The following is a 19,896-nucleotide window of genomic DNA, read 5'->3' as shown; positions in this document are numbered from 1 at the left end:
GTGGGCGGGGGGCAGCCCGCGGGCGGGGCTGAGACGTCCCGCCGACGCGGTGGGTGGGCCCGCTGGACGGTCGGCGGCCTCGCGATCGCGTTCGCCGTGATCGTGGGCCTCGCTGGCTGGGTGGCCGTCCGTGGCCTGATGGCTCGCTCGCAGCTCGACGATGCTCGCGCGCGCATCGCGGCGCTGCAGCATCAGGTGCAGGCCGGGGACGTCCCGGCCGAGGGAGAGCTGCGGGCGCAGGTGGCGGGTATCGCCGAGCGGGCCCGGGCCGCCCGGTCGCTCACCGGCGACCCCGTGTGGTCGGCGTTCGGTCGGGTGCCGTGGGCCGGGTGCCCGTTGCGCTCGGCGGCGGCGCTTGTGCGGGCCATCGACACGATGGCAGGCGCCGGGCTGCCCGCCGTCGCGGATCTCGGCGGTGACCTGAACCCGGAGCGGCTGCGCCATCAGATGACGATCAACGTCACCGCGCTGGCGGCGGCTCGCATCCCGGCCGAGCGGGCCGCAGCGGCGCTGTCGGCGTTGCAGGCGGCCGCCGAGGACACCGGGACCTGCGGCTGGCCGGGGCGGGTCAGCGGTGTCGACGACGCCCGTGCTGAGATGATCGACCGCGGCCGGTCCCTGTCCGGGGCGTTGGACAGCGTGGCCCTGGCGGCCCGGATCGGGCCGGAGATGCTCGGCGCCTCGCAGCAGCGGCGCTACCTGCTGATCGTCCAGAACCCCGCCGAGTCCCGGGCGAACGGCGGGATCATCGGTGGTTTCGGGCTGCTGACCGCGGATCGGGGGCGGCTGTCCCTCGTAGGCATCTCCGGCAATGGCGCGTTGCCCGGCGGCCCCACCCAGCGGACCCCGGCCGCCGTGCTGCAGGGCCCGTTCGCGGCGCGTTACGGCCCGTTCTGGCCGGACCGAGTGTGGGCCAACGCCAACCTGACGCCCGACTACCCCACGACCGGCAAGCTCTACACCCATCTCTACCGGGCCGGGACCGGTATTGATGTGGATGGCACCATCAGCGTCGACCCGACGACCCTGTCCTATCTGCTGGCGGCAAGCCGGCCCGCGGTGCTGCCGGGCGGCCAGGTCGTCAGCGCGGCGAACCTGGTCGACCTCGTCGAGTCCAAGGTGTACGCCCGCATTCCGACGGTGGCAGCCCGGGACCGTTACTTCGCCGAGGTAGGCCAGGCTGTCTATGCGGCGGTGGAATCGGGCAGCGGGGACATGGTGAAGCTTCTCACCGCCATGTCCAGGGCCGCAGAAGAGGGTCGGCTCACTGTGTCCAGCAACCACGCCGACGAGCAGGACGTTCTTTCGACGACCGCGCTGGGTGGCGCGCTGCCGACGGGACCAGGCCCCTTTCTCGCCGTTGTTACGCAGAATGCCACGGCGAGCAAGCTCGACTACTGGCTACGCCGCCGGACCAGCTATCACGTGCAGCGGCTGCCGAACGGCGCCGGTGCGGTCACGATTGCCATCCAACTCACCAACGCGGCCCCCGACGGCCTGCCACAGTACGTCCGTAATCGGGAAGATCATCGAATTTTGGAGGGCAATCCGCAGGCCCAGAACAACCTGTGGCTGTCGGTGTACACGGGTCGGGACAGCCTGTTCGCGGGGGCGCATCTCGACGGTCAGCCGGTCGGGATGACCAGCGGTTCCGAGGACGGGCTGCCCATCGTCTCCACCTACCTGACCGTCGACCGCGGCCAGACCAGGACGCTGGAGCTCAAGGTGCTGGAGCCGCAGGCGGGCCCCGCGCTCGCGGTCCGCCCCCAGCCGCTGCCGGTTCCCGAGCGTCTCGACGTCGAGGGGGTGCCGGTCACCTCTCCTTGGTCACGCAGAGTTAGTAACTGACTGTGGAAGGTTGTAGACACGGAGAGTAATCATCGCTACTCTCCGTGTATTCAATCATCCAACTGCTTGACCTGATGATCCGCAGGGAGAGTGCCTGTATGAAGTTCCGATCCCTCGGAGTCGCGCTGGTGGCAGGCGGCGGCATGGCGCTCGCCGCCCTGCCGGCTTCTCCAGCCGTGGCGTTCGACAAGCCCATCTTCGGCCCCGACGGCCCAGGCGGCCTCGCCGGTCCGGATGGTCCGGGCGGTCCGGGCGGCGTCTATCCGCCGGTGGGCACCGCGTGTGCCGGTCCGACCGGGGCGGGTACCGTCGATGATTCCGTTGTCACTGTCGGTGAGACCGTGACGTTCAGTGGTTGCGGATTCCTCCCGGGCACCGAGGTCGAGATCGCGCTCGACGGGGAGTACCTCTACCACGCCCAGTCAACGGGCGGCACGGGTGGGTTCAGCGTGCCGGTCAACCTTCCCAAAACCGGCCAGCACACCATCACCGCGGTCGGCGAGGGCATCATCGCTCCACCGTCGGTCGCGTCCCCGCCGGCCGTCACGCCGGGCGGTCCAGTCACGCCGGCTGTCACGCCGGGCGGCCCGGTTTCGCCAGCTGTGCCCGGCGGTCCGGAGTCGCTCGACGAGCAGAGCATCCCGGCTGACCCGGGTCTGGTTGCCGGGCCGGGCGGCCCCGGCGTCCCACCCGGCTACGAGCCGGGCAAGGACAAGCCACTCCTGCCCCCGATCAACATCGGGCTGGCGGCTCCGCTCACGCCCGCGAAGCAGGCGTTGCAGACCCGCGTCGTCAGCGCCTCCGTGCTGGTGATCGGGTTCGATGAGAACGGCATCGAGGGCCTGCCGTTCAACCCGAGCTGGATCGGCAACTGGATCGGCAACTGGGTGTTCGACCACGACGGCAGGAGTCGGGACGACCGCGACGGCTGCTTCGGCGGCAAGGACGGCTTTGACGGCAAGGACGGCAAGGACGGCGGTGACGGCAAGGACGGCTTCGGCGGCAAGGATGGTTTCGACGGCGGTAAGAACATCAAGGACGGCTTCGGCAACGGTCTGAACAACGGTCTGAACAACGGCAAGCTGCCGCAGGCCGACGAGCTGAGCGGCAAGGACGGCGGTGACGGCAAGGACGGCCGTGACGGCTGGAACGGCGGTGACGGCAAGGACGGCAAGGACGGGGACTGGTTCGACGACAAGAACGGCAAGGACGGCGACAAGCAGGGCGGTGACCCGTGCTTCGTCGGCGGTGCCGTCGGAGTGGGCGTGGTCGGTGCGGGCGTCGGCGTCGGTGCGGGTGCCGGCGTCGGTGCGGGTGCCGCGGCGCCCGCCGGCGGAGCGCTGCCCTTCACCGGGGTCGAGACTGGGGCCATGGCCTCGATCGCGGTGGCCCTGCTCGGCGGCGGTGCGCTACTGCGGGTCGCGGCTCGGCGTCGCCGGACTGCTGGCGCCACCACCCGTACCGAGGCCTGATCGAGCTCGGTAACACCAGGTAGTGCGGCCGGGGCGGGTGCGTCAACCCACCTCGGCCACACTGATGCGTGCGGTGGGTTCGCGGCTCAGCGCAGCGGGTCGAAGGGGGCCAGCTCCGCCGTGGGCATGCCGGCGACGATGGTGTCGGCGAGCAGGCGGCCGGTGACCGGGCCCAGGGTGATGCCCCACATGCCGTGGCCGCCGGCGACGAACACCCGTGGTGACGCGCTCACGCCGATCAGTGGCAGCCCGTCTGGCGTGCAGGGACGTGGCCCGACCCATTCGTGGGTGCGGGTGTTGAGGTCGACCCCGCGCAGCAGGCCTCGGGTGGCTTCGACCACCGCGCGGGTGCGGCGCGGATCCGGCGGCGCGTCGGGACGGCGGAACTCCATCATCCCGGCGACCCGTAGACCATCGCCGATGGGCGTGCAGGCTACCCGGGAGGCCGGGAAGTAGATCGGCCCGCTCGGCGGCTGTTCGGTGGTGACGTGGAAGCTGTAGCCACGGCCGGCCTGCACGGGCAGGCGGACCCCGAAGGGCCGGGCCAGCCGGGGCAGCCAGGCGCCGGTGGCGAGGACAGCGGCGTCGAACGCGCCCGCCGTCCGGGCCGGGCCGACCACCTCGACCCGGTCACCGACCTCCCGCACGCCCGCGACGGTCGTCGTCTCGTGGACCACGCCACCCCTGGCCCGCACGCTGTCGGCGAGGGCCGCGACGAACCGCCCCGGGTCGCAGTACCGCTGCCCGTGCACGGAGGCGACGTACCGGACCTGCTCGGACAGCAGCGGTTCCAGGTCGCGGGCGGCGAACGGGTCGAGCACCTCGGCGTCGACCGGTTGGCCGGCGGCGCGCACCTCGGCGAGCTCGATGAGCAGCGCGTCGAGGTCGGCACGGTCCCGGTAGCCGGCGAGGAAGGGCGCGGCGGCCAGCGTCGGCGCGCTCACTCCGCCCGCCGCGAGCTCGTCGAACGCTCCGAGAGCCGCCCGGGTCAGCGGCGCGAGCGCCCGCATGGCGCGCCGCCAGTGACCGTTCGTGCTGTGCCGGACGAATCCGGCGACGAAGCGGGCGAGTCCGGCGTCGGCGACCGGTGGCACGTAGACCGGCGAGTCCGGTCGCAGCAGCACCCGCAGCCCGTAGCGCAGCACCGCCGGCTCCGGTAACGGAGTGGCGAGACCGGGGGTGAGCCAGCCCGCGTTGCCCCACGACGAGCCGGCGCCGGCCCAGGTCGGCCCGGTGGTGAGCCGGTCCCGGTCGAAAACGGTCACCCGCACGCCGCGCTCCTGCAGGAACCAGGCCACGCACAGCCCGACCATCCCGCCGCCGATCACTGCCACCTGATCGGGAACGTCCCGCGTCCGTCTGCCCACCCTCACCATGGTCCGCCGGTGGGCGCGGTAGTGCTGCGGTTCCGTCCCGTCCGCGAGCTATGCCACGTTTGTCATGATCGCCGGGCATCGCCGGGTAGCTGCCACGCGGCGGCGCCCCGCCGACGGGGGTGCTGTCGACGGGGCGCGTGCCGGCCTGTTCCTTGCCCTTCGGGGGGGCTCTGCGTCCGTTTCGTCCCCCGAAAGGGCAAGGAAGTCGGCGGGGTGGTGCGAGCTCTGGCGAGGTGGGGCTACTTGCGGCCGAGGGAGGCGCGCAGGTACTCGCGGTTGAGGGTCGCGATGCTGTCCATCGGGATGCCCTTCGGGCAGGCGTTGGTGCACTCGCCGGTGTTGGTGCAGCCGCCGAAGCCCTCGGCGTCCATCGCCTCGACCAGGTTGAGCACGCGGCTCGCCCGCTCCGGCGCACCCTGCGGCAGGCTGTTGAGGTGCGCCACCTTCGCCGAGGTGAACAGCATCGCCGAGCCGTTGGGGCAGGCAGCGACGCAGGCCCCGCAGCCGATGCAGGTGGCGTTGTCGAACGCCGAGTCCGCGATCGGCTTCGGCACCGGCGTGGAGTGCGCCTCGGGGGCGCTGCCCGTCGGCGCGCTGATGTACCCGCCGGCCTGGATGATCCGGTCGAGGCCCGACCGGTCCACCATCAGGTCCTTGAGCACGCCGAACGCGACCGAGCGCCAGGGCTCGATGTCGATCACGTCTCCGTCGGAGAACGAGCGCACGTGCAGCTGGCACGTGGTGGTCAGGGCGCGCGGCCCGTGCGCCTGGCCGTTGATGACCACACCGCAGGAGCCGCAGATGCCCTCGCGACAGTCGTGGTCGAAGGTGACCGGGTCCCCGCCCTCCAGGGTGAGTCGCTCGTTGAGCACGTCGAGCAGCTCCAGGAAGGACATGTCCGGGTTCGCGTCGGGCACCTCGTAGGCCACCATGCTGCCGGGTTCGGCCGGGCCGGCCTGGCGCCAGATCCGCAGGGTGAGCTTCACGGTCGGCTCCTTGCGCTGTCTGCGCTGTCGTGGTTCTCCGGGAGCGCGCGGGTCATGGGTTGCGCGTTGGTCGTTTGTGTTCCGTAAATCATGGTTGTTCGACCCCGCCTCACGCGTAGTTGCGCTGGGCGAGGTGGACGTAGTTGAACTCGAGCGGCTCGCGGTGCAGGACCGGGGTGCCGCCGGTGCCACCGAACTCCCAGGCGGCGGCGTAGGCGAACCGGTCGTCGTCGCGGCGGGCCTCCCCGTCCGGGGTCTGGCTCTCGACCCGGAAGTGACCGCCGCAGGACTCCTCGCGGTGCAGCGCGTCGACGCACAGCAGCTCGCCGAGCTCCAGGAAGTCCGACACCCGGTTGGCCCGCTCGAGGCTCTGGTTCAGGCTGGCGCCGCTGCCGGGCACCTTCACCGAACGCCAGAACTCCTCGCGCAGCTCGGGCAGGCGGCCGAGCGCCTTGCGCAGGCCGTCCTCGGTGCGCGCCATCCCGCACTCGTTCCAGAGGATCTCGCCGAGCTCGCGGTGGAACGAGTCGACGGTGCGCTCGCCATCGATCGACAGCAGCCGGTCCAGCCGGCCCGTCGCCTCGGCGACCGTCGCGGTCACCTCCGGGTGGCTGGCGTCGACCTTGTCGAGCTTGGTGGAGGCGATGTAGTTGCCGAGCATCGGCGGCAGCACGAAGTAGCCGTCGGCCAGGCCCTGCATCAGCGCGCTCGCGCCGAGCCGGTTGGCGCCGTGGTCGGAGAAGTTCGCCTCACCGACGACGAAACAGCCCGGGATGGTGCTCTGCAGGTCGTAGTCCACCCACAGGCCACCCATCGTGTAGTGGATGGCGGGGTAGATCCGCATCGGGACCTTGTACGGGTCCTCGCCGGTGATCCGGTCGTACATCTCGAACAGGTTGCCGTACTTCTCGCGGACGGCGGCCTCGCCCATCCGCTTGATCGCGTCGGCGAAGTCGAGGTAGACGCCCAGGCCGCCGGGGCCGACCCCGCGGCCCAGGTCGCACTGGTTCTTCGCCGCGCGCGAGGCGATGTCGCGGGGGACCAGGTTGCCGAAGCCCGGGTAGATCCGCTCGAGGTAGTAGTCGCGATCGGCCTCGGGGATCTGGTCCGGCGACCGGGTGTCGCCCGGGTTCTTCGGCACCCAGATCCGGCCGTCGTTGCGCAGCGACTCACTCATCAGGGTGAGCTTGGACTGGTGATCGCCCGAACGCGGGATGCAGGTCGGGTGGATCTGCGTGTAGCACGGGTTGGCGAAGTAGGCCCCGCGCCGGTGGGCCCGCCAGATCGCGCTCGCGTTGGAGTTCTTCGCGTTTGTCGACAGGTAGAACACGTTGCCGTACCCGCCGGTGGCGAGGACGACCGCGTCGGCCAGGTAGGTCGAGATCTCGCCGGTGATCAGATCGCGGGCGACGATGCCGCGGGCGCGGCCGTCGATGACGATCAGGTCGAGCATCTCGGTGCGCGCGTGCATCTCCACGCCGCCGGCGTCGATCTGCCGCGACAGCGCCTGGTAGGCGCCGATCAGCAGCTGCTGGCCTGTCTGGCCGCGGGCATAGAAGGTGCGCGCGACCTGCACGCCACCGAACGACCGGGTGTCGAGCAGGCCGCCGTACTCACGGGCGAACGGCACGCCCTGCGCCACGCACTGGTCGATGATCTGGGTCGACGTCTGCGCGAGCCGGTAGACGTTGGACTCCCGGGACCGGAAGTCGCCGCCCTTCACCGTGTCGTAGAACAGCCGGTAGACCGAGTCGCCGTCGTTGCGGTAGTTCTTCGCGGCGTTGATGCCACCCTGCGCGGCGATGGAGTGCGCGCGGCGCGGCGAGTCCTGGTAGCAGAACTGGATGACGTGGTAGCCCTGCTCGGCGAGGGTGGCCCCGGCGGCTCCGCCGGCCAGGCCCGTCCCGACGACGATCACGGTGTGTCGCCGGCGGTTCGCCGGGTTGACCAACTTGGCGTCGAAGCGGCGCTTGTCCCAGCGCTGCTCGATCGGCACGTCCGGCGCGGTGGTGTCGGCGATATCGTCGCCGAGTCTGTAGAACGACATGTCAGCCTCTTTCGTTCTCAGTCTACGAGGCCGGCGAGGACCGACACCGGAACGATCAGGAATCCCGCCGTGAGAAGCACGGCGAGACCCGTCGCCATGCCCTTGAAGGCACGGTCGCGGCTCGGCCGGTTGTATCCGAGGGTTTGAGCCGCGCTCCAGAAGCCATGCTGGATGTGTAGGCCCAGGCAGATCATGGCGGCGATGTAGATGACCGTGACCCACCACACGCTGAAGCTCGACACGACGTTGTCGTAGGCGGCGCCGTCGACTCCGTGGCGGTTCAGGGTGAGCGTGGTGAAGTCGAGGATGTGGTAAACGATGAACAGCGCCAGAGTGATACCGCCGTAACGCATGATGTGCGTGGCGTAGCCGGCCTTGGCCCGTTGGTGGTGGGAGTATTTCGTCGGCCGGGCCTTCAGATCACGTCGGCTGAGTTGGTAGGCCGACACGGCGTGTAGCACTACGGCCACCACCAGGACGAACCGCTGGATCCACAAATACCAGCTTTCGTGCAGGACCGGATTCCCGATCGTGCGCAGCCAGTGGGCATAGTGATCAAAGTCGGTTCGGCCGAAGAAGATCTTCAGGTTCCCGAGCATGTGGACGATCAGGAACAGCAGCATCAGCAGACCGGTGACCGCCATCACGGTCTTCTTGCCGATCGTCGAACGCCAGAAGTTCAACGGGGCGAAGGAGGAACGTGCGGGGCGCGGGGGGCGTCCAGCGGGCGCCGGTCGCGTCGGGGTTGTTACAGCCACGCACGCACCCTAGAGCCGCCACCTCGAGTGGTCCAAGACATGATAAACCTGGACTCCATAGTCGCCATCTATCGAGGTCTACGCTGGCGGGCGTGCAGCTCCACCAGCTCGCCTATTTCGTCGCCGTCGCGGAGACCCGGCATTTCACCCGGGCCGCGCAGCGGATGCATGTGGCGCAACCCTCGTTGTCCCAACAGGTCCGGTCGCTCGAACAGGAGCTCGGCACACCACTGTTTAATCGCGCCCGGGGCAACATCAGCCTGACCGCGGCCGGGGAGACGCTGCTGCCGCTGGCGCGGCGCATCCTCGCGGACACGGAGACGGCCCGTCAGCGGGTCACCGAGCTGCTCGACCTGCGCCACGGCACGGTTCGCCTCGGGGCCACGCCGAGCCTGTGCACCGGCTTCCTGCCCGACGTACTGCGCCTGTTCCACCAGCGCTATCCGGGCATCCGCCTGCTGGTCGAGGAGGGCGGGTCGCGTGACCTGGTCCGCGATCTGGCGGGCGGCGAGCTCGACCTCGCCCTGATCATCCTGCCGCTGCAGAGCTCCGACCCCGCCCTGGCCACCTCGCCGCTCATCCGGGAAAGCCTGGTGCTGGTCTCCTCCCTCGACGAGCCGCCGGTCGTCACCGGCCGCTCGCTGAACGTCGCCGATCTGCGCAACCATCCGCTGGTGATGTTCCGGCGCGGGTACGACCTGCGCGTCGCCACCGTGACCGCCTGCCGGGAGGTCGGCTTCGAGCCGACCTTCGCGATCGAGGGCGGGGAGATGGACGCGGTGCTGGGCTTCGTCGCGGCGGGACTCGGCAGCGCCGTGATTCCGAGCATGGTCGCCCGCCGCCTCGGCATGCGGGTGACCCCTTTTGTGGCACCCGGGCTGCAACGCACGATCGGGCTGGCGCGGCGCCGCGACGTCGAGCCGACCCGCGCCGCCGTCGAGCTCCAGCGCACCCTGTGGGAGTACCTGCGCCACGCCGCCAGCACCGGCGGCCTCCCCGACGGCACCCGACTGCTCGGCGACCGCTCCGCCGCCACCGTGCCCACGGACCCGGAGCAGGAACTTGTGGACCCGGAGCAGGCACTCTCGGCCGCGGAGCGGCAACCCTCGGCCGCGGTGCAGGAACTGTCGATCGGCGGGCAGGAGCTGTCGGCCGGGAGGGAGGATCCATCGGCCGGATACCGGGGACCTTCGTCGTTCAACGAGAACAACGGGCTGGGCCGGTTGCGGAAACGGCCGTGATCCGGGAAACGGTTGGCCAGAAAACGAATCCTCGCGCTTTTTCGTCGATACCGGCACCGGCGGCGATCCCGGCATTTAGAACGGCCGGCCCTTCGGGGAGTGGGGAGAATCACCGAATTGGAATATCTGGCCGGCGTACCGGATCGGTCCACGTACGGCCATTCGGTTCGCTCACGGAGCGCTGTTCTCCCCAGGCGATGCCTGCCTGGTCAGCCGCAGCCGCAGCCGCAGCCGCAGCCGCAGCATCGTCGACGGATGGTGGTCGGCGGTCCGCCAGGCGGCGGACGGGTCGGCAAGGCGCCGCGGGGCGTCACACCCCGTGGCGATTCGGGCCTGCGGCTCGGAGCCCGTCGCTCTGACCTGCGGTGATATTTTCGCCACCCCGGCGTCCGGACGATCATGTTCTGGCGCTGGGGGAGAGCGGGTTTGCTGGACCGGTCGGGTGAGCCTGGTCCCGGGACGCTGCGGCGGGCACCCCGCGGACCGCGACGGGATTCGGTTGCTCGGTCGGGCACGTCGTGACGGAGAGTCCGGGCTGAGTCCGGCCGCCGCTCTCGCCGCCGGGGCTGCCGGCGCCCGTGTGCCGGCCGGCGGCGGACCGTTCGGGCGGGTGGCCTCGTTTCGATCAGCTGCATTTAACGGCCTCCAGGGCTCTCGGGGAAATCCCCTATTCCCCCGCCCACTGTCACGTCCCCCACATGCGGAGCAGGCCTTCCGCTCGCGGAATTCTTGCTAGCATACAAATATGCTGCGCATCGGATAGTTATGTGCGTGGATCGCCGCGAAAGTTGCCGGCCGGGCCGAAGTTCATCGCCCGCTCGGGCGCGGTCTCGACGACCGAAGTCGTTCGCCGGGCGATGCTGCCTCCCAGGGGCAACGAGCCATCCGATGTTGCGCCCATCTGACCGATCCGGTCCTTGACCAGGGCGGATCGTGACCCCGTTGGAGGTACGCGTTGAGCGTGGCCGAAGTCCAGCTCGAAGTCGCCACCCCAGCTACGCCGGCCCGCGCGGCGGAGCGGTTCCGCCGGGGTTGGGTGGATCGCTTCCTTGGTTCGGACCCCGGCCTGAACCGGTTCCGGATGGCGCTGCATTGCGTCGTGACGATCGCGCTGATCCTGCTGGTCGAATACCTGTTCGTCCGGGCCACCCACGCGATGCAGGTCCAGACCCACGGTGCGCCGCTGCCCGCCGCGAAGGCGGCCGAGGTGGCGACGATCAACCACTTCATGCAGGTCATCGCCATGATGGTGGGGGCGCTGATCGGGCTTATCTCGGTCTTCGGGGTGGCGGATCCGACACCGCGGGGCCAGCTGGTGACCATGCTGCTGCTGCCGGTCCCCATGATCCCGATGCTCGTGCTCGGCATCAGCATCGCCGATCACCGGACGATCTCGCTGATCGTCATCGCCGCGTCCCTGGCGGTCGGCACCTACTGCCGGCGGTTCGGCCTGCGCGGGTTCATCGGCGGCATGTTGCTGTTCATGGGTGCCTTCCTGGGGTTCTTCCTCGGGGCGGCGGTGTCGCTGGATGATCTCGGCTGGCTGTGCGCCGAGATCGGGGTGGGGCTGGCGGTGGCGCTCGCCGTCCGCTTCGGGCTGTTCTTTCCGCGCCCCGCGAAGGACCTGCGGCGGACCCAGCGCTCCTACGCCGCCCGTGCCCGCAAGGTCGCCAAGCTGGCCCTGGAGCTGTTCGACGACCCCGACCACAGCGAACGGCAGGAGCAGCGCCTGCACCGGCAGCTGGTCCGGCTCAACGAGGCCGCCCTGATGATCGACGCGCAGCTCGGCGACCCGGCCGCGGTGGCGGAGGGATCCTCGGGTCAGCTGCTGCACCAGCGCCTGTTCGACGTCGAGCTGGCCCTGACCAACGTGGCCCGGTTCGCCCAGGCGATGACCCGGCTCGACCTTCCCGCCGACCAGCTCGCCGAGGCCCGCGGGGCCCTGCAGGGTCTTCTCGACCGCGACAACGAGACGGCCAGCACCCACGCGCACGCGCTGATCGAGCTGCTACGGGCGGTGGATCACGACTCCGATCCGTTGGCCGGCAGCAGTGACCGCACCGCGGTCGTCGTCGCGCACCGGTTCGCCGGGTCGGTGCTCGCGCTGACCGAGGCGATGAGCCAGTGGCTCGCCCTGGGCTCGGCGAAGACCGAGGACGGGGCGGCGAGCGTGTTCCAACCGTCGGTGATGCTCTTCGGCGGCTGGCTGCCGGGGTCCGCGGTGACCAGTGCCACGGCCTCGCTGGAGCGGGGTGCCCGCCCGGGCGGGCGCATCCGGCTTGCGCCCCACGTCCGCGCGGCGATCCAGATGGCGGTGGCGGTCTCGGTGGCGATCTCGCTCGGCGACCTGCTGTCGGGCCGGCGGTTCTACTGGGCGGTGATCGCCGCGTTCATCACCTTCATGGGGGCGAACAACTCCGGCGAGCAGGTCCGCAAGGCGCTCTTCCGAGTGGTCGGCACGCTGGTCGGCATCCTGATCGGCTCGGTGCTCGCGCACGCCGTCGGCCACAACACGGCGCTCTCGCTCGCGATCATCTTCATCTCGTTGTTCTTCGGCTTCTACCTGATGCGGATCAACTACGCCTTCATGGTCATCGGGATCACCGTGATGGTCTCCCAGCTCTACGTCCAGCTCGACGAGTTCTCCAACTCACTGCTGCGGCTGCGGCTGGAGGAGACCGCGCTGGGCGCCGGGGTCGCCATCGCGACCGTCATGGTCGTGTTCCCGCTGCGTACCCGGCGGGTCCTGCGGATCGCGGTGCGAGGCTATGTGCAGGCGGTGGCGAACCTCGTCGAGCACGCCAGCGCCCGCCTGGTGGCCGACCCGGCCGTCGGCGACCCGGCTCGCGGCGAGACCGTCCTGCGGGCCGACGCCCGCGCCGTCGACGCCGCCTACCAGAGCCTGGTCGCCACCGCCCTGCCGATGCGGCGCAACGTGACGGGCGGGATCGACGAGGCCGTCGAGGAACTCATGCGCCTGGCCAGCGCGTCGCGCAGCTACAGCCGAAACCTCGTCCACGACGTCGATCGGGCCAGCCCGCTCGACCTCAGCAGCCGGCGCGAGATCAAGGGGGCGAGCGCGACCCTGCACGAATCCCTGGATGTCATCGCCGCCGCGCTGAACGGTCCGCGCGACACGACCTACACCCGGTCCTCCGCGCTGTTCGACCGGGCCGAGCGCCGCAGCGAGGAGCAGGCCGGCACCGTCCACGACGGGCAGCTCGCCATCCGCGACCTCAAGCTCATCGACGGCAGCATGGCCCGCCTCGCCGAGACGATGTCCCTGCGCATCGCCGACTACGACACCGTCGGCGTCGGCTGACTCCCGTCCCGTAAGACCGGTCCCGGCCCGGCGGCATCGACCGCCGAGCCGGGACCGGTCCGCGTCAGGGGTCGGTTGCCGGGTAAGGGGCCGCCCGCCGCGATCGGGCGGGATGCCACACAGGGCACCGCTACGCTGGTCGCATGTCGCTGGTGGCCCTCACGGTCGAGAAGTACAAGTGCTTCGAGCGCCGCCAGACCCTCGAACTGCGCCCCATCACGGTCCTGCTAGGCCGCAACAACTCCGGCAAGAGCGCGCTCGCCCGCTTGCCGCTCCTCCTGGAGACCGGGCTGCGCACCGACTCCGAAGCCCCGCTCGAAAGGGAGAACCTCGGGATCGAGCTGGCCGGCGACTTCACCGACCTCATCTTCGGCCAGCGCCCACACGGAAGCGTCACCTTCGGCCTGCACTTCGATGCCGCCGAGATAGAGGCGACCGTCCAGAATATCGACGAGTACCAGATTCAGGTGATCAGCGAGTTTCGGGGTTCGTCCCGGAATGGTTCGGATCTCCATGTCACCTGGAATCTGGATGATCCGAGGAGGCCGACCTGGAGTGCCTCAGGATCTGGTCGTGATGCAATCGATGTGACGTTTCGTGGACTTCTCCCATGGCCGCTACAAAACGGAAATGCATCCAAGCGTAGATCGCTTTGGACGACCATCCCGAATGATTATCCTCTGGTGCGATATGTGGGGCCGTTCAGAGAAAAACCGCAACGGTTCTATCGGCTCCCCTCGCGAGCGCCCGCCGCTGTGGGAGTGCTGGGTGAGGATGCTCCGCACATCCTCGCAGATGATGTAAGTCGCGGTGACGGGAGTTTGCTGGCTGCGGTCGATGATTATCTCCGCCGCGAGCTCCCTGGCTGGCTGCTAGACGTGGATCGACGCAACAGTCTGTACTCGCTGGTGCTGGCCTCGGGCGCCGATTCGACCGTCCGGGTCAACCTCGCTGACACCGGTACCGGCCTCGCGCAGGTACTTCCCATTCTTGTGCAGCGGACGATGGACGAGCTGCGGCCGCCGAGCAGACCGGTCCTGGAGATTATCGAGCAGCCGGAGCTGCACCTGCACCCGGCCGCGCACGCCGCCCTCGCTGACCTATACATAGCCGGGACGGCGCAGAATCGGTGCCGCTTCCTTATCGAGACGCACAGCGAGACGTTCGTGCTCCGGCTTCGCCGCAGGGTGGCCGAGGGTCGGATATCCCCGGACCAGATCGCCCTGTACTATGTGGAGCACGACGGCTCGTCGGCAGACATTCGTCGTATCGACCTCGACGATCTCGGAAACGTGCAGAACTGGCCGGCCGGTATCTTCTCCGAGGATTTCGAGGAGGCGCGAGCCCTGGTTGCCGCGCAGAGCGAACGGGCCTGAGCTGTGCGCATCACGACCGATCCGACGCTCTTCCTGAACGACGATCTTTTCGAGGAACTGATCGCCCTCATGCGGCTGGTCCGGGACGCACGACACCACTGGGACGTCGATCCGGAGAGCGCGAGACTTGCCGGGGACTATTTCGACCGATTCGCTCCGCTCGCGGCGCAGGGGTATCGCCAGCTCATGCAGAAGAGCGTCACCGCCGGCGCATACCTGCCACCGGCAGGCCGGCACCGGCCGAGAATAACCGCCGAGTCGGCACGCGTCAGCATTCGGGACCTGGAGCGGTCGGCGCTGATAGTCCTGGAGAACCAGGAGTCGGACGGGACCTTCCTCCGGGCGGTGTTCCGCGCCTTCGGCCGTGCCGATCTGATCGACGCCCTCGAATCGGGGGCTATGGCGTTCCGGCACGCAGGCGGCGGTGGAGTGATGTTCAAGAAGATCGCCATGGAGGCCGCCCGCGAATACGGCGTAATCGTCCGGGTATGTGGCGTGTTGGACAGCGATCGGCTGGTGCCCGTAGTCCGAACGAGCGCCCACCGGGACGCTGACCAGTCAGGTGACCATGGTGTCACCGTCTTGGTCCTGGAACTCCGGGAAGTGGAGAACTACATTCCCCCAGCGGCACTGGAACCGTTGCTGGCGAGGCCGGGTGTGGATGGTGCTGCCGCAGCTCTCGCTCGTCTCAACTCCGAGCAGCGTGGGTACTACGACATGAAAAAAGGTTTCGGCGCCACCGATACGAAGCCTGCAGCGGTGAAGCCCGCGCAGGCGGATCTGTTCGCCGAGTTGGGTCAGGAGCAGGTGCATGAACTGGGGCGCGGTCTCGGCGAGAAGATCATAAATTGTCTGAAACGGCGAGACCTCGTTCTCACGGCCGCGGACTTCGAGGGCGTCGCGCCGGGAGCCCGGGCCGAATTCGATAAACTGTTCGCAATGATCGACGAGGTGCTGTGATGGAGACCTTTCCGGGGCAGAGCGAGATGATTGTGAAGCCGGAGGTGCAGCTCCTGGGTGACACTCTCGGTGCGATCGCCCAGGGAACATTGCGGATACCTCGGTTCCAACGCCCGTATGTCTGGCGACCTGATCAGATGCTGGAGCTTTTCGACAGTCTAGAACGCGGATATCCAGTCGGCAGCCTGCTCGTCTGGGAGACGAATCTTCCCCTCCCAAGCCTCGACCGAGTCGGCGACATAGCGGTTCCGGGGCCCCCTCCAGGGGCACCCACTGCCTTCGTGCTCGATGGCCATCAGCGGCTATCCACCCTATTCGGGACGCTTATGAGGCCGGCTGATCAGGTCGTTCTTGATGGCCAGAGCGAATGGATATGGCAGATTTTCCGAGAGCTCGGCGACCGTTTTTCTCGGGAATTTGGCGATCGCTCCTCGCGGAACCGATACCGGCATTGGAAGCAGACCGGTACGCCACCCGCGCAACTTCTTCCGATGCGCTCGGTGCTGCGGACGCTGGACTTCCTGACTTTCGCACGGAGGCTTCAGGGTGGGACTGAATCGTTCGTCGATTTCCGCCATATCGGGAAGATGATCGATGAAGCTGAGCAAGTCGCGCAACGCATCAAGTCCTATCGATTCGCTGTGATCCGACTCCAGGGTGGAACCCTGGACCAGGCTGTCGAGGTGTTCTCCCGGCTGAACAGCAAAGGCAGCCCGATGACTCCGCAGCAGATGGTTTCCGCGTTGACATATGACGCGGATTCGGAGGACAACCTGGGTGATCGAATCTCGTTGATTCTCGAAGGCCTGGGTAGTCGAGGATTCGCCGAGCTGCCGTCCAGCACAGTCTTCCGGGCTGTGCTTGCCGTCGCCGGTGAGGAAGATGTCCAGACAGGGCGGTGGGAGAGCCTCGCCAAACGGACCAAGGGCAAGCTGGACACTGCGGTCGAACGTACTGAGACAGCACTTGGTCTGGCAGTCGACTTCCTTCGCTCCGATGTCGGGGTTCCGCTCGCCCGACTGGTTCCTTACAGCATCCAGGTACTACTGCTGACGGCTTTCTTCGGCCTACGCCCCGAACCTGACGGGCGTCAGCGCGACATATTGGCCCATTGGTTCTGGTCGACGTCCTGGTCCGGCTTCTTTGCGAGCGCCAACACGACACAGGTCAAGAACTATCTCGCGGCCATGAAGAAGTTCGCACAGGGCGGACCCGACCCCGACGGCTGTGACGAGCAGGCCCGTCCGTTCCCGGACCGCTTCGACATGCGTAGCGCGCGGATTCGTACCTACCTGCTTTGGGAACTCCAGGAATCGCCCGAGCGGCAGGACCCGACTGGAGCCACGTTCCAAGCCCTCGATGAGCTGGTCAAAGCGGACACCAGGGCATATCGGCACGTCGTCGCGTCCGGCGCTGCGGGTGACAGCGGGCAGAGCCCGGCGAACAGGCTGATCATGCCGACTGTGCCGGGTCTGTCCGTCCGCCGGGCGCTGCTCACCCTCGCGCCGGACGTCGCGGACGCCGTGCTGGCGAGCCACGGCATCCCGCCCGAGGCGATGGCGCTGCTTCGCGAGGGAGACGACCAGGGTTTCATCGCCAGCCGCGCGACGCATCTGGCGGAGCGGGAGCGACGTTTTATCGTGGAGAAGGGCATCCGTCCAGCAGACGCGGCAGCGGGCGGCACGGAGATCGACACCGAGTGACAGTGACCGCGTGTGGCACCGTGTTCACTGCGGTCTTGGTGGCGGGCCTGTCGGCGCTCCTGGTGGCGCAGATGAGTGCAGTGGGCGCCAGATGGTCCGCATCTACGGGGGAAACGCGTACTTAATGCCGTATTTACGAGGCAGGCGTTGCGCCTCTCGCCAGGGATCGATATGTATAGCCCATGACAACCCGGGGGATCCTTCGCAGGTCGGCGCCGCTGTTCGCCTCGGCATCGGCGCTCGCTCTAGCCCTGACTGCATGCGGTTCGAGCGGAAGCTCCGGGGGGGCCGAGGCGAGTGCGGCTCCGTCGACGAAGCCGGCCATGGCCTCTCCGTCGGGGATGGCGGCGATGGGGGGCGGCATGTCCATGTCGGCCGCCCCCGCCGCACCGGGCTCGATCATCGTGCTCGCTCCGGGCACGCTCGCCACGGCTCTCCCGCTGGTGGACAAGGCGTTCATGAAGACCCATCCCGAGTCCCCGGTGTCACCGAACCTCGGTCACTCGCCGGCCCAGGTGATCCAGCTCCAGCAGGGTTCTCCCGGCGATGCGTTCCTCGCGGTGGGCGTCGAGTCGATGACGCAGGCCAAGAACGCCGGTCTGCTCGCCGGCGACCCGACCGTGTTCGCCCACAACCGGTTGGAGATCGTCGTCCCGGCGGGCAACAGTAAGAAGATCACCTCGCTGGCCGACCTCGGCAAGCCCGGCGTGACGACGATCCTGGGCGACGAGTCCACGCCGGTCGGCATGTACGCGAAGCAGGCCCTGGCGAAGGCCGGGGTGACGGTGAAGCCGGCCTCGAAGGAGGAGGGCAGCCCGAGCGTGGTCCAGCGGGTGGTCACCGGGAACGCCGACGCGGGTATCGCGTTCGCCACCGACCTCAAGGGCAACTCCAAGGTCACCGGCATCGACATTCCGGACGCCGAACAGATGCCAGCGGCCTACAGCGCGGCCGTGCTCAAGGGCGCGAAGCATGCGGATGCCGCCCGCGAGTTCGTTTCGTTCCTGACGACGCCGAGCGTGCAGAACCAGCTGCGGCAGCTCGGGTTCCTGATCCCCTGAGCCCCTCCCCGCCTGCCGACCCGCCGCGGCAGCCGCGCCGCCGATGGTCGGCAGGCCGCCTGGGCGGGTTCGGGCTGCCGCTGTGGATGGTCCCGCCGGCCCTGCTCGCAGTGGCGTTCCTGGTGCTGCCGCTGGCCGGGCTGCTCGCGAATGTGCCGTGGACCGACATCTCGGCCCAGTTGCGCACCCCGGATGTTCGCAACGCGCTGTACCTGTCGCTGATCTGCCCGGTCGGGGCGACCCTGCTCTCGATCGCGCTCGGGGTGCCGCTCGCCTGGCTGCTCGCCCGCGGCCGCTTCCCCGGCCGCGGCCTGGTGCGCGGGCTGGTGACCCTGCCGATGGTGCTGCCGCCGGTGGTCGGCGGGGTGGCCCTGCTGTACGCGTTCGGCCGAGGCGGGCTGGTCGGCCGGTGGGGCTACCGCGAGTTCGGGATCTCGCTTCCGTACACCACCTTCGGCGTCATGGTGGCCTCGGCGTTCGTCTCGATGCCGTTTCTGATCCTGACCGTGGAGGCCGGCATCGTGCAGACGGGGGTCCGCTTCGAGGAGGCGGCGGAGACGCTCGGCGCGGGTCGGCTCATGGTGCTGCGCCGCATCACGCTGCCGATGCTCGGCCCATCGCTGCTGGCGGGGGCGACCCTGTGCTGGGCCCGCGCACTGGGTGAACTCGGCGCGACGCTCACCTTCGCCGGGAACCTGTCGGGTACCACGCAGACGACGCCGCTGGCCGTGTTCATCGCGTTGCAGACCAAGCCGCAGGATGCGGTGGTGCTGAGCCTGGTGCTGTTCGTGGTGTCGCTCGCCGTCCTGCTGGTGTTGCGCGGCCGCCGGATGGTCGGCCATCAGTGACCGCCGAACGGGTGACCGCCGAACGGGATGGGCGCAACGGCCGGGACGGCGGTGGATCTGACGGGTCGGCGGCCGGCGGCGAACCGGGCGCCGGGCTGCGCGCCCGGCTGGGCGTCAACCGGGACGCGTTCACCCTGGACGCCGGGCTCGCGGTGGCGCCGGGAACGGTGGTCGCCGTCGTCGGACCGAACGGGGCGGGCAAGTCCACCGCCCTGCGCTGCCTGGCCGGGCTGACCCGCCTGCGCACCGGCCGGATCGAGCTGCGCGGCACGGTCCTCGACGATCCGTCCACGGGCGCCTTCGTCGTGTCGGCGCAACGCTCCGTGGGCGTGATGTTCCAGGACTACCGGCTCTTCCCGCGGCTGTCCGTCCTGGACAACGTGGCCTTCGGCCTGCGGGCGCGGGGGCAGCGCCGGCGGGTGGCCGCGGACACCGCCGCGGCCTGGCTGGAGCGGGTCGGCCTCGGCGGATACGCCGACGCCCGGCCGGAGACCCTCTCGGGCGGCCAGGCGCAGCGAGTGGCGCTGGCCCGCGCGCTCGCGCCCCGGCCGGAGCTGCTGTTGCTCGACGAGCCCTTCGCGGCGCTGGACGCCGAGTCGCGCCTGGACCTGCGCGACGATCTCGCCGACCATCTGAGTTCCTACCCCGGCTGCACGGTGCTGGTGACCCACGATCCCAACGACGCCCTCGCCCTGGCCAGCCGGATCGTCGTCCTCGACAGCGGCCGCGTGGTCGACGAGGGCCCGACCGCGGACGTGGTCGCCAGCCCGCGCTCGCGCTTCGTGGCGAGACTCGTCGGCACCAACCTGATGGCCGGACAGGTCGTCGGCGGCGTCGCCCACTTCGGTGACCTGCGCGTGCCGGCCCCGGCCTGCGCCGACGGGCCGGCTCTCGGCAC

General features: G+C 69.3%; 15 protein-coding genes. 10 read left to right on the top strand and 5 right to left on the bottom strand.

The window, feature by feature from the left end; translation table 11 throughout:
* Positions 1-1,848: DUF4012 domain-containing protein (locus tag NBZ85_RS10640; RefSeq protein WP_438803072.1), on the top strand; the 1,848-nt coding region annotated here is incomplete at its 5' end.
* Positions 1,849-1,946: 98 nt separating this feature from the next.
* Positions 1,947-3,320, top strand: coding sequence for a hypothetical protein (locus NBZ85_RS10635; RefSeq protein WP_261561869.1), 1,374 nt, complete (start codon positions 1,947-1,949; stop codon positions 3,318-3,320).
* A gap of 86 nt (positions 3,321-3,406) precedes the next feature.
* Here the strand turns inward: NBZ85_RS10635 and NBZ85_RS10630 are convergent, their stop codons facing one another.
* The 4 genes from NBZ85_RS10630 to NBZ85_RS10615 form a co-directional block, all read right to left on the bottom strand.
* The gene (locus tag NBZ85_RS10630) at positions 3,407-4,696 is read right to left on the bottom strand and encodes an NAD(P)/FAD-dependent oxidoreductase (RefSeq protein WP_261556232.1); all 1,290 of its coding nucleotides are present in this window, start codon (positions 4,694-4,696) and stop codon (positions 3,407-3,409) included.
* 239 nt (positions 4,697-4,935) lie between these two features.
* The gene (locus tag NBZ85_RS10625) at positions 4,936-5,682 is read right to left on the bottom strand and encodes a succinate dehydrogenase/fumarate reductase iron-sulfur subunit (RefSeq protein WP_261556233.1); all 747 of its coding nucleotides are present in this window, start codon (positions 5,680-5,682) and stop codon (positions 4,936-4,938) included.
* A 109-nt stretch (positions 5,683-5,791) separates the two neighbouring features.
* Positions 5,792-7,729, bottom strand: coding sequence for a fumarate reductase/succinate dehydrogenase flavoprotein subunit (locus NBZ85_RS10620; protein WP_261556234.1), 1,938 nt, complete (start codon positions 7,727-7,729; stop codon positions 5,792-5,794).
* Between the two features lie 17 nt (positions 7,730-7,746).
* Positions 7,747-8,412, bottom strand: coding sequence for a succinate dehydrogenase cytochrome b subunit (locus NBZ85_RS10615; protein ID WP_261556244.1), 666 nt, complete (start codon positions 8,410-8,412; stop codon positions 7,747-7,749).
* Between the two features lie 167 nt (positions 8,413-8,579).
* Here NBZ85_RS10615 and NBZ85_RS10610 point away from each other — a divergent pair, with 167 nt between their 5' ends.
* The gene (locus tag NBZ85_RS10610; RefSeq protein ID WP_261556235.1) at positions 8,580-9,728 is read left to right on the top strand and encodes a LysR family transcriptional regulator; all 1,149 of its coding nucleotides are present in this window, start codon (positions 8,580-8,582) and stop codon (positions 9,726-9,728) included.
* A gap of 171 nt (positions 9,729-9,899) precedes the next feature.
* Here the strand turns inward: NBZ85_RS10610 and NBZ85_RS10605 are convergent, their stop codons facing one another.
* Positions 9,900-10,109, bottom strand: coding sequence for a hypothetical protein (locus NBZ85_RS10605; RefSeq protein ID WP_261561868.1), 210 nt, complete (start codon positions 10,107-10,109; stop codon positions 9,900-9,902).
* Positions 10,110-10,689: 580 nt separating this feature from the next.
* Between NBZ85_RS10605 and NBZ85_RS10600 the strand changes: the two genes are divergently transcribed.
* From NBZ85_RS10600 to NBZ85_RS10570, 7 genes are all read left to right on the top strand, one after another.
* Complete coding sequence (locus NBZ85_RS10600) at positions 10,690-13,050, top strand: FUSC family protein (RefSeq protein WP_261556245.1); 2,361 nt, start codon at positions 10,690-10,692, stop codon at positions 13,048-13,050.
* A gap of 143 nt (positions 13,051-13,193) precedes the next feature.
* Complete coding sequence (locus NBZ85_RS10595; protein ID WP_261556237.1) at positions 13,194-14,426, top strand: AAA family ATPase; 1,233 nt, start codon at positions 13,194-13,196, stop codon at positions 14,424-14,426.
* Positions 14,427-14,429: 3 nt separating this feature from the next.
* Positions 14,430-15,386, top strand: a complete 957-nt coding sequence (locus tag NBZ85_RS10590) for a hypothetical protein (protein WP_261556238.1) — start codon at positions 14,430-14,432, stop codon at positions 15,384-15,386.
* Positions 15,386-17,089 (top strand): DUF262 domain-containing protein, encoded by a 1,704-nt coding sequence (locus NBZ85_RS10585; protein ID WP_261556239.1) that lies wholly within the window; start codon positions 15,386-15,388, stop codon positions 17,087-17,089. The genes NBZ85_RS10590 and NBZ85_RS10585 overlap by 1 nt, the downstream gene beginning before the upstream one ends.
* A gap of 323 nt (positions 17,090-17,412) precedes the next feature.
* A complete protein-coding gene (gene modA / locus NBZ85_RS10580) occupies positions 17,413-18,150 on the top strand; it encodes a molybdate ABC transporter substrate-binding protein (RefSeq protein WP_261556240.1) in 738 nt (245 codons plus the stop codon).
* Positions 18,151-18,236: 86 nt separating this feature from the next.
* The gene (locus tag NBZ85_RS10575) at positions 18,237-18,998 is read left to right on the top strand and encodes an ABC transporter permease (RefSeq protein ID WP_261556241.1); all 762 of its coding nucleotides are present in this window, start codon (positions 18,237-18,239) and stop codon (positions 18,996-18,998) included.
* Positions 18,995-19,896, top strand: a 902-nt coding sequence (locus NBZ85_RS10570; protein WP_261561867.1) for an ABC transporter ATP-binding protein, incomplete at its 3' end; no start/stop codon positions are given. The genes NBZ85_RS10575 and NBZ85_RS10570, both read left to right, overlap by 4 nt.

Source organism: Frankia tisae (assembly GCF_025403405.1).
GTDB lineage: Bacteria > Actinomycetota > Actinomycetes > Frankiales > Frankiaceae > Frankia > Frankia tisai.
This window is presented reverse-complemented; position numbering and strand designations above follow the sequence as displayed.